The sequence below is a fragment of the Mesorhizobium sp. M2A.F.Ca.ET.039.01.1.1 genome (assembly GCF_003998035.1).
Classification (GTDB): Bacteria; Pseudomonadota; Alphaproteobacteria; order Rhizobiales; family Rhizobiaceae; genus Mesorhizobium.
This window is the reverse complement of record NZ_RZRY01000210.1, coordinates 1-9,203: the sequence shown is the minus strand read 5'-3', so window position 1 is coordinate 9,203 and position 9,203 is coordinate 1. Positions and strand designations below refer to the sequence as shown.

12 protein-coding genes are annotated in these 9,203 nt (G+C 63.5%); 1 reads left to right on the top strand and 11 read right to left on the bottom strand.

Features of this window, described 5'->3' with window-relative positions; all coding sequences use genetic code 11:
* From EOA24_RS17330 to eno, 5 genes are all read right to left on the bottom strand, one after another.
* Nucleotides 1–338 (bottom strand): biotin/lipoyl-containing protein (locus EOA24_RS17330; protein ID WP_127409927.1); only part of this gene is annotated, 338 nt, incomplete at its 3' end.
* Between the two features lie 18 nt (nucleotides 339–356).
* A complete protein-coding gene (locus tag EOA24_RS17325) occupies nucleotides 357–1,748 on the bottom strand; it encodes a pyruvate dehydrogenase complex E1 component subunit beta (protein WP_126082767.1) in 1,392 nt (463 codons plus the stop codon).
* A gap of 15 nt (nucleotides 1,749–1,763) precedes the next feature.
* A complete protein-coding gene (pdhA, locus tag EOA24_RS17320; RefSeq protein WP_126082768.1) occupies nucleotides 1,764–2,819 on the bottom strand; it encodes a pyruvate dehydrogenase (acetyl-transferring) E1 component subunit alpha in 1,056 nt (351 codons plus the stop codon).
* A gap of 176 nt (nucleotides 2,820–2,995) precedes the next feature.
* Complete coding sequence (locus EOA24_RS17315) at nucleotides 2,996–3,319, bottom strand: septum formation initiator family protein (RefSeq protein ID WP_126082769.1); 324 nt, start codon at nucleotides 3,317–3,319, stop codon at nucleotides 2,996–2,998.
* Between the two features lie 156 nt (nucleotides 3,320–3,475).
* The gene (eno, locus tag EOA24_RS17310) at nucleotides 3,476–4,750 is read right to left on the bottom strand and encodes a phosphopyruvate hydratase (protein WP_126082770.1); all 1,275 of its coding nucleotides are present in this window, start codon (nucleotides 4,748–4,750) and stop codon (nucleotides 3,476–3,478) included.
* 200 nt (nucleotides 4,751–4,950) lie between these two features.
* Here eno and EOA24_RS43895 point away from each other — a divergent pair, with 200 nt between their 5' ends.
* Nucleotides 4,951–5,073 (top strand): hypothetical protein, encoded by a 123-nt coding sequence (locus EOA24_RS43895; RefSeq protein WP_280952541.1) that lies wholly within the window; start codon nucleotides 4,951–4,953, stop codon nucleotides 5,071–5,073.
* Between the two features lie 65 nt (nucleotides 5,074–5,138).
* Here the strand turns inward: EOA24_RS43895 and EOA24_RS17305 are convergent, their stop codons facing one another.
* From EOA24_RS17305 to EOA24_RS17285, 6 genes are all read right to left on the bottom strand, one after another.
* Nucleotides 5,139–5,504, bottom strand: coding sequence for a PRC-barrel domain-containing protein (locus EOA24_RS17305; RefSeq protein ID WP_126082771.1), 366 nt, complete (start codon nucleotides 5,502–5,504; stop codon nucleotides 5,139–5,141).
* Between the two features lie 128 nt (nucleotides 5,505–5,632).
* The gene (gene kdsA / locus EOA24_RS17300; RefSeq protein ID WP_126082772.1) at nucleotides 5,633–6,478 is read right to left on the bottom strand and encodes a 3-deoxy-8-phosphooctulonate synthase; all 846 of its coding nucleotides are present in this window, start codon (nucleotides 6,476–6,478) and stop codon (nucleotides 5,633–5,635) included.
* The gene (locus tag EOA24_RS17295) at nucleotides 6,475–7,350 is read right to left on the bottom strand and encodes a VOC family protein (RefSeq protein ID WP_126082773.1); all 876 of its coding nucleotides are present in this window, start codon (nucleotides 7,348–7,350) and stop codon (nucleotides 6,475–6,477) included. Before EOA24_RS17295 ends, kdsA begins: the two co-directional genes overlap by 4 nt.
* A 72-nt stretch (nucleotides 7,351–7,422) precedes the next feature.
* The gene (locus EOA24_RS17290) at nucleotides 7,423–7,713 is read right to left on the bottom strand and encodes a Dabb family protein (protein ID WP_126061001.1); all 291 of its coding nucleotides are present in this window, start codon (nucleotides 7,711–7,713) and stop codon (nucleotides 7,423–7,425) included.
* 101 nt (nucleotides 7,714–7,814) lie between these two features.
* On the bottom strand, nucleotides 7,815–7,943 hold the full coding sequence (locus EOA24_RS43890) for a hypothetical protein (protein WP_278161972.1): 129 nt from the start codon (nucleotides 7,941–7,943) through the stop codon (nucleotides 7,815–7,817).
* A gap of 131 nt (nucleotides 7,944–8,074) precedes the next feature.
* On the bottom strand, nucleotides 8,075–9,203 hold a 1,129-nt coding region (locus tag EOA24_RS17285), incomplete at its 5' end, for an NAD(P)/FAD-dependent oxidoreductase (protein WP_133374536.1).

Below are 9,203 nucleotides of genomic sequence, written 5' to 3'. Positions count from 1 at the left end.
TCCTTGGGTGCTTCGGCCTTCGGAGCGTCCGCCTTCGGCGCTTCGGCCTTTGGCGCGGCGCTGCCACCGCTCTTGGCCGCGGCGGCGGCATCCTCGCCCTCACCGGCCAGGATCGCGATCAGTGCGTTGACCTTGACGCCTTCGGTGCCGGCCGGAACCACCAGCTTGGCGACCGTGCCTTCATCGACGGCCTCGACTTCCATCGTCGCCTTGTCGGTCTCGATCTCGGCGATCACGTCGCCGGGCGAAACCTTGTCGCCTTCCTTGACCAGCCATTTTGACAGGTTGCCCTCTTCCATGGTCGGAGAGAGCGCCGGCATGGTGATGTTGATTGGCATGATGTCCTCCCGACCGGCTTAGCGATAGGTAACGGCTTTGACGGCCTCGACGACCTCGCCGACATTGGGCAGCGCCAGCTTTTCGAGGTTCGCCGCATAAGGCATCGGCACGTCCTTGCCGGCGATGGTGATCACCGGCGCGTCGAGGAAGTCGAAGGCGCGCTGCGAGACCTGGTTGGCGATGTGGTCGCCGACCGAGTTCTGCGGAAAACCTTCTTCCACCACCACGAGACGGTTGGTCTTCTTTACCGAGGCGATGATCGTGTCGAAGTCGAGCGGCCGGATGGTCCTGAGATCGATGATCTCGGCATCGATGCCCATGCCGCGCAGCTCGGCCTCCGCCTTGACCGCGTAGGTCATGCCGATACCGAAGGAGACGATGGTGACGTCCTTGCCCTGCTTGTGGATGCGAGCCTTGCCGATCGGCAGCACGAAGTCGTCGAGCTTCGGCACATCGAAGGAGTGGCCGTAGAGGATCTCGTTCTCGAGGAAGATGACCGGGTTCGGATCGCGGATAGCCGCCTTGAGCAGGCCCTTGGCGTCGGCCGCCGTGTAGGGCATCACCACCTTGAGGCCGGGGATGTGACTGTACCAGGCGGCATAGCATTGCGAGTGCTGCGCGGCGACGCGGGCGGCGGCGCCGTTCGGGCCGCGGAAGACGATCGGCGCGCCCATCTGGCCGCCGGACATATAGAGCGTCTTGGCGGCCGAGTTGATGATCTGGTCGATCGCCTGCATGGCGAAGTTGAAGGTCATGAACTCGACGATCGGCTTCAGCCCGGCCATCGCCGCACCCACGCCGACACCGGCAAAGCCGTGCTCGGTGATCGGGGTATCGACGACCCGCCGCGGCCCGAATTCCTGCAGCAGGCCTTGCGTGATCTTGTAGGCGCCCTGGTACTCGGCGACTTCCTCGCCCATGACGAAGACGTCGCCGTCGCGGCGCATCTCCTCGGCCATGGCGTCGCGGAGCGCCTCGCGCACCGTGGTGGAAGCCATCTCGGTGCCGGCGGGAATGTCCGGCTCGGCCGCTACTTCCGTCTTCGGCGCGGCGGCGACAGGGGCCGGAGCCTCGCTCTTGGGGGCAGCGGGCGCCGGCGCAGGCGCGGCTTCAGCCTTGGCAGGTTCTTCCTCGCCGATGCCTTCGCCGGCCTTGTCGACGTCTTCGCCGTCGACCGCGAGCACGGCGATCACCGCATTGACCTTGACGCCTTCGGTGCCGGCGGGAACGACGATCTTGGCCAGCGTGCCTTCGTCGACGGCTTCGACCTCCATCGTCGCCTTGTCGGTCTCGATCTCGGCGATCACGTCACCGGCGACGACCTTGTCGCCCTCGTTCTTCAACCATTTGGAAAGATTGCCCTCTTCCATCGTCGGTGAGAGCGCGGGCATGAGAATTTCGATCGGCATGTCCTTGCCCTCCCCTTAGAGTACGATGTCGGTCCAGAGCTCGGACGGATCCGGCTCGGCGTCGTTCTGGGCGAATTCGGCGGCGTCGGCGACGATGTCGCGAACTTCCTTGTCGATGGCCTTGAGCTCGTCCTCGCTTGCCCACTTCTTGTCGAGCAGCCGCACCCGAACCTGCTCGATCGGGTCGTGCTCGGAGCGCATCTTCTGCACCTCCTCCTTGGAGCGGTACTTCGCCGGGTCGGACATCGAATGGCCGCGATAGCGGTAGGTCTGCATTTCGAGGATAAGCGGGCCGTTGCCGGCGCGGCACCATTCGGTGGCGATGTCGGCCGCCGACTTCACGGCGCGGACGTCCATGCCGTCGACCTGGATGCCGGGGATCTTGAAGGAAGCGCCGCGATGCGAGAAGTCGGTCTCTGCCGACGAGCGCGACACCGACGTGCCCATGGCGTAGCGGTTGTTCTCGATGATGTAGATCACCGGCAGCTTCCACAGCGAGGCCATGTTGAAGCTCTCATAGACCTGGCCCTGGTTGGCGGCGCCGTCGCCGAAATAAGTCAGCGAAACGTTCTTATTCTCGCGGTAGCGGTTGGCGAAGGCGAGACCGGTGCCGAGCGACACCTGGGCGCCGACGATGCCGTGGCCGCCATAGAAATGCTTCTCCTTGGAGAACATGTGCATGGAGCCGCCCTTGCCCTTGGACAGGCCGCCGCGGCGTCCGGTGAGCTCGGCCATGACGCCGCGCGGTGACAGGTCCATCGCCAGCATGTGGCCGTGGTCGCGATAGGCGGTGATCATCTGGTCGCCTTCGACCAACGCCATCTTCATGCCGGTGACGACGGCTTCCTGGCCGATATAGAGATGGCAGAAGCCGCCGATGAAGCCCATGCCGTAAAGCTGGCCGGCCTTCTCCTCGAAGCGGCGGATCAAGAGCATATGCCGGTAGGCGGAGAGCTCTTCTTCCTTGGTGAAATCAGCGGGCTTGGGTGCTGACAGATTGGGCTGCTTGTCGGATCTGGATTTGTTGTCGGATCTGGATTTCGCGGGCGCTTTTTTGGCGGCGGTGGCCATGCGTCACTCCCTGTTGGCGTCTCTTTGCGGACATTCAGGGAGATCGAAAAGTCTCCCCACCGATTTGCGCGAGGCTAACATGCAAGGATGCATTGCGCCATGCTGAAAAATGCATGGCTGGCATGCATCTAAGCGATTAGAATCATTGAAAATAACGGCGATTAACCGAAAATCGGTTATTTCCTCGCGGAGGGCAGCATGATGGTGATTTCGTCGGGCTGAGACAAATTGAGCGCCTTTCGGGCCTGCTCGTCAAGCATATCCTTTTCCAGCGTGCCTTCATGCATCAGCTGGACACGGCGCTCGAAATCGACCCGGCGCGCCTTCACGGCATCAAGCTGCGCCTGCAGTTCGGCCGCCCGGGCCTCGAGCCGGTACTTGGAATAGATGCCGAACTCGCCGTGATAGGCATGGAAGCCGAAATAGGCCAGAAAGAGCGCGCAGAGCGAAGGGATGATCAGCCTGCCGGTGTTTCTCTGCTTGTGCTGACGTGTCCACATGACCCGAACCCTCGCGGCCGCGAACGCAAGCGGCCATGAGTCGTATTTCGCCCGATTGTGCTTAATGGACGGTTACGGGCGACCTGTTGCAGGACCGCCGGAAATGAAAAAGGGCGGGATGCCCCGCCCTTTCCAAACTGTTCCAAACAGGCTGGATCAGCCCTTGAACACCGACTTGCCGGCGTAACGCGCCTGCTTGCCGAGCTCTTCCTCGATGCGGATGAGCTGGTTGTACTTGGCCATGCGGTCCGAACGCGACAGCGAGCCGGTCTTGATCTGTCCGCAATTGGTGGCGACCGCGAGGTCGGCAATGGTCGAATCCTCGGTCTCGCCCGAACGGTGCGACATTACGGCGGTGTAGCCGGCCTTGTGCGCGGTCTCGACCGCGTCGAGCGTCTCGGTCAGCGAGCCGATCTGGTTGACCTTGACCAGGATCGAATTGGCGACGCCCATGCGGATGCCATCGCGCAGCCGCGCCGTGTTGGTGACGAAGAGGTCGTCGCCGACGAGCTGGGTCTTCTTGCCGATCAGGTCGGTCAAATACTTCCAGCCTTCCCAGTCGTCCTCGGCAAGGCCGTCCTCGATGGTGATGATCGGATAGTCGGAAGCGAGCTTGGCCAGGTACTTGGCCTGCGCCTTCGGATCGCGGGTCTTCTTCTCGCCCTCATAGACGTAGTTGCCATCCTTGAAGAACTCGGTCGCCGCGCAGTCGAGGCCAAGCGCGACATCCTCGCCGGGCTTGAAGCCAGCCTTCTCGATCGACTCCATGATGAAATCGAGCGCCGACGGCGCGCTCTTCAGGTTGGGGGCGAAGCCGCCCTCGTCGCCGACATTGGTGTTGTGGCCGGCATCCTTCAGCTTCTTGCGGAGCGTGTGGAAAATCTCCGAGCCCCAGCGCACGCCGTCACGCAGCGTCGGCGCGCCGATCGGCAGGATCATGAACTCCTGGAAGTCGATCGGATTGTCGGCATGGGCGCCGCCATTGATGATGTTCATCATCGGCACCGGCAGGATGTGCGCCTTGGCGCCGCCGACATAGCGGTAGAGCGGCAGGCCGGCGGCTTCGGCCGCAGCCTTGGCGACGGCCAGCGAGACGCCGAGGATGGCGTTGGCGCCGAGGCGGCTTTTGTTCGGGGTGCCGTCGAGCTCGATCATCGTCTGGTCGATATGGATCTGGTTCTCGGCTTCCATGCCGCCGATCGCCTCGAACAGCTCGCCGTTCACGGCTTCGACGGCGCGCTGGACGCCCTTGCCGAGATAACGCGGCCCGCCGTCGCGCAGCTCGACCGCCTCATGCGCGCCGGTGGATGCGCCCGATGGCACCGCGGCGCGGCCCATCGAGCCGTCCTCCAGCACCACGTCGACCTCGACGGTCGGATTGCCACGGCTGTCCAGGATTTCACGCCCGACAATGTCGATGATGGCGGTCATTTGCGATGTCCCCGATTGATCGATTGAAGCGTCGCGCCCCTCTTAGCCAAAGCGGCGCAAAAGGCAATCGGCGCGCCCGCAATTATTGCCGCGGGCCGGATTCACGAAGCGCAAATTTCTGTCAACATAAGTCATGCGCATCGCGTGGCCTTCTCGTCTATGGTCGCGTTCGCGCGGGGCGAAACAGGAGGAGTTTCGCCATGTCCCAGTTGAGCGGTATCGTGAGTTTGTTCCTGATCGCGGCGGCGTTCCTGACGTCGTGCGACGACCAGAAACCGCAGCAGAGCTCGGTGGAATTGTCGACGCTCCAAGCGGCGCAGTAGTTCAACGCCAAAGGCCCCCGGGTTTTGCCCGGGGGCCTTTGGCTTTCAGTGCACCTATCTAGCGGTCAATGCCAATAGGGCTTCACGTGATAATACTGGAATGAAGCATCGCGAGCGGCCTCGCCGTCAGCGCCGGTCAGTTCCTCGATCGAATAGGCGGGCGCGGCCTGCAACTGCTCCTTGGTGAACGGGACGACGTAGCCGCCTTGATCCTCGTCATAGTCAAGCGTCGCCCACGGGATGGCGTGGTACTTCTCGCCCATGCCAAGGAAGCCGCCGAAGCCGATCACGGCGAACATGATGCCGTTCGACATCTTGTCGAGCATCACGTCCTCGATACTGCCGATGCTCTTGCCTTCCGTGTTGTAGACAGACGTGCCGATGACGCGCGAGGCGGCAATGGCTTCAGTGTGCCCGGACGGGGTGGTCATGGTGGTGCTCCTCTCGATTGAATGCCTGCATTGACAATGAGAGGAGCGGGTGAAGGTTCCCGACTTTTGCTTGCTGTCGACCAGGCAGTGCCAACTCCCACAAGCCAGCGCGAGGTCCGTCGCCGCAATCAGTGCCCCTTGGCGATGCGGTCGAAGGCCATCAGCTTTTCCAGCAGCGCCGGCATGTCCTTGAGAGGCACCATGTTAGGGCCGTCTGAAGACGTGGAATTGTCGGGGTCCTGATGGGTCTCGATGAAGACACCGGCCACACCGACGGCAACGGCCGCGCGCGCCAGCGTCGCGACGAAGCGCCGTTCGCCGCCGGAGGAGCCGCCCTGCCCGCCCGGCTGCTGCACGGAATGGGTCGCGTCGAAAATCACCGGAGCGCCGATCTCGGCCATGATCGGCAACGCGCGCATGTCAGAGACCAGCGTGTTGTAGCCGAAGGAGACACCGCGCTCGGTGGTGAGCACGTTCGCATTGCCGGAGCCAGTGATCTTGGCGACGACGTTCTTCATGTCCCAGGGCGCGAGGAACTGGCCCTTCTTCACATTGATGACTTTGCCGGTTTTGGCCGCGGCGACCAGCATGTCGGTCTGGCGCGACAGGAAGGCCGGGATCTGCAGGACATCGACGTGGGGCGCGACGATGGCGCATTGTTCCTCGGTGTGGACGTCGGTCAGCACCGGGAGCCCAAACTCCTTGCGCAGATCGTCGAAGATCGGCATCGCCGCATCGAGCCCAGCACCGCGCGTCGCCGAAAGCGAGGTGCGGTTGGCCTTGTCGTAGCTCGTCTTGTAGACAAGGCCGATGCCCAGACGGTCAGTCAGTTCCTTCAGCGCGCCGGCCATGTCGAAGGCGTGCTGGCGCGATTCAAGCTGGCACGGGCCGGCGATCAGCGACAGCGGCGCATTGTTGGCGAAGACGACCTTGCCGACGGTTACCGATGAATTGGGCGCCAGGGGCTTGCTCATGGGATCTCCCGGAAGATGAAGGCGGCGCCCTGCCCGGGCGCCGGCGGAACGACGATATCATTGCCGCTCATGTTGTGTCGGACTGCGTTGTCCGCAAGCAGCTGCTTGGCGGCGGCCGTGTCGCGAACCGAGAAAACGATGGCCGTGAAGCGCAGGTTCGGCGATGGCGCGACTTTCAGCCCAAAGCGCGAGCCATAGTCTTCGCACGAAAGAACGCTGAGGACCGCATTCGGCAGCCGCACCGCGTCGCCATCGCTCGCATCCGCTTCGGCGGCGGTCGCGATCAATCCGATCTGGGCTGCGGGCCTGTCACTGACGGCGATGATTTCGAGAATACCCGTCACGCCATTGGCGTGCGCCTGCAGCGCCGTGCGATCGATCTTTGGCGCGTTGATGCGCTGGCAGGCGAAGAGGAAGGCCTCGTCGGCCTCCTTGTCGGATACGAATGCCAGCTTGAAGGAAGCCATGTCGCTTTTGCCGTTTGCGTCGGTAAAGGCGCGCGAGAAGCTCAGCATCCCGCCGGCCGAAAGACCGGCCTCGACATAGCGCGTATGATCGGCATCGGCATTGGCCGTTCCGAAGACAACAGCGGAAAAACCTTCCTCGCCAAGGGTTTGACGGTAGAGACGGTCGCGCGCGACGAAGACATTGCCTTCGCTTATGGCGAGGTCCGCCGCCTGTTCATTTCCGATCGCCAGCGGCTCCAGATAGGTGCCGTCGGTGAAAAAGACGCAGGCATTCTCCGTGCCGAAGGGGTGGATGCCCGTGGGCGCGACGACAAAGCCGAGCGACGTCAGGCGCGAGCGGACGGCATCGAGGTTCTCTGCCGGCAGAACGAGATGGTCGAGCGGATGAGCGGATTTTTTGGTCATGCCGGCGCGGTTTGCCCCATTCCGACCCGCGGTTCAAGGGCGCGGGATCGACAGTATGCGCGCTATGCCGGTTCAGGCCGCGGCAACGACGTCGGCCGAATAGCGCAGTTCGCGCATCGGCTTCACCTTGCTGGTCGTGTCGGCGTAAATCGGATGCGCCTTGTAGGCGGCAAGCGCCGCCTCGTCCTCGAACTCGGCATAGACGACCACGTCGATCGCGTTGGAGAACAGATCGACCTTGGTGTTGAGCGTCACTTCGAAATGCTTGGAATGCGGAATCTTGCCTAGCGCCAGCAGGCCCGAGCGCACGGCCTCGACATCTTCCTTGCGCCGCACGCTGAAGAAAACGATGTGCCGGATCAAGCCAACCTCCGTGATCGTCGATTCAGCGGTGTTTTTGTGGGAGCGATGCCTGGGCGTCAACCGGCAACGATGTCGCGCCCGCGATATGCAACCGGCAAGGCTTATCCGGTGACTTGGCGCACGATGCGCGACATTTCCCGCACGGTCACGTCGAGATAGTGACCATGATTGTAGAGGCCATCCCAGATCAGGAAGAAGGCAATGGCTGCGATGACGATTACATAACGCATGGCTAAAACTAACGCATGTGGACGGCTTGAACCAGAGTGGGAGCGGCCACGGTCCTTCGAGTTCACGGCTTTTTGCCCCGGGCCGCTTCTCCGGGCCGGTCACCAAGCCTTCGACTGCGGCGCCAAGAGCATCAGCTCTTGTCGTCGTCGCCCTGCGTGATCAGCCGCGCGCTGCGCTGACCTGTAAGATAAATCCATAGCCAGCTAAGCGAAACCGCCAGGCGGTTGCGGAAGTCGATCAGGAAATAGATGTGGGCGATGCCCCACAGCCACCAGGCGAGCCAGCCGGTGAGCTTGATCCAGCCGAAATCGATCGCGGCGGCGCGTTTGCCGATCGTCGCCAGATCGCCGGCATGACGGTATTGGAAAGGCCGCGTGGCGATGTCGCCGGCAAGCCGCGCCTTGATCGTCGCGGCGACATGCTTGCCCTCCTGCTTGGCCGAGGGCGCCACACCCGGCACGGGCTTCCCATCCGGCCGCACCACATGCGCGGTGTCGCCGATGACGAAAATGTCCGGGCTGCTCGGCACGGTGAGGTCGGGTTCGACCAGCACCCTGCCCGCCCGGTCGGCGGAAGCGCCCAGCCATTCGGCCGCAGACGAGGCGGCAACGCCAGCGGCCCAGATGATCGTCCTTGCCGGTAGCTGCTTGTCGCCAAAGACGACGCCCTCGGCGTCGAGTCGGGTGACGGGGCGGCCGAGCTCGACGGTGACGCCGAGCCGCTCCAGCGCCTTGCGGGCGTAGTCGGAAAGTTGCGGCGCGAAATTTGCCAGGATGCGGTCGCCGGCCTCGATCAGCACGACGCGCGCCTGGCGTGTGTCGATGTTGCGGAACTCGCCGCGTAGCGTGTCGTGCGCGAGTTCGACAATGGTGCCGGCGAGCTCTGCGCCCGTCGGGCCGCCGCCGACGATGACAAACGTCAGCAACGCCTGGCGCCTGGTGGGATCGGTTTCGCGTTCGGCCTGCTCGAAGGCGAGCAGGATGCGGCGCCGGATCGTCGTGGCATCCTCGAGCGTCTTCAGCCCCGGCGCGAACGGCTCCCACTCGTCATGGCCGAAATAGGCGTGACGCGCGCCGGTGGCGAGGACCAGCGTGTCGTAAGGGACCGAACTGCCGTCGTCGAGCAGCACGCGCTTGCCGGCGCGGTCGACACCGGTGACAGTGCCGAGAAGCGTCGTCACGTCCTTGCGCCTGCGTAAGAGATGACGGATCGGCCAGGCCACCTCCGAGGTCGCCAGCGACGTCGTCGCCACCTGGTAG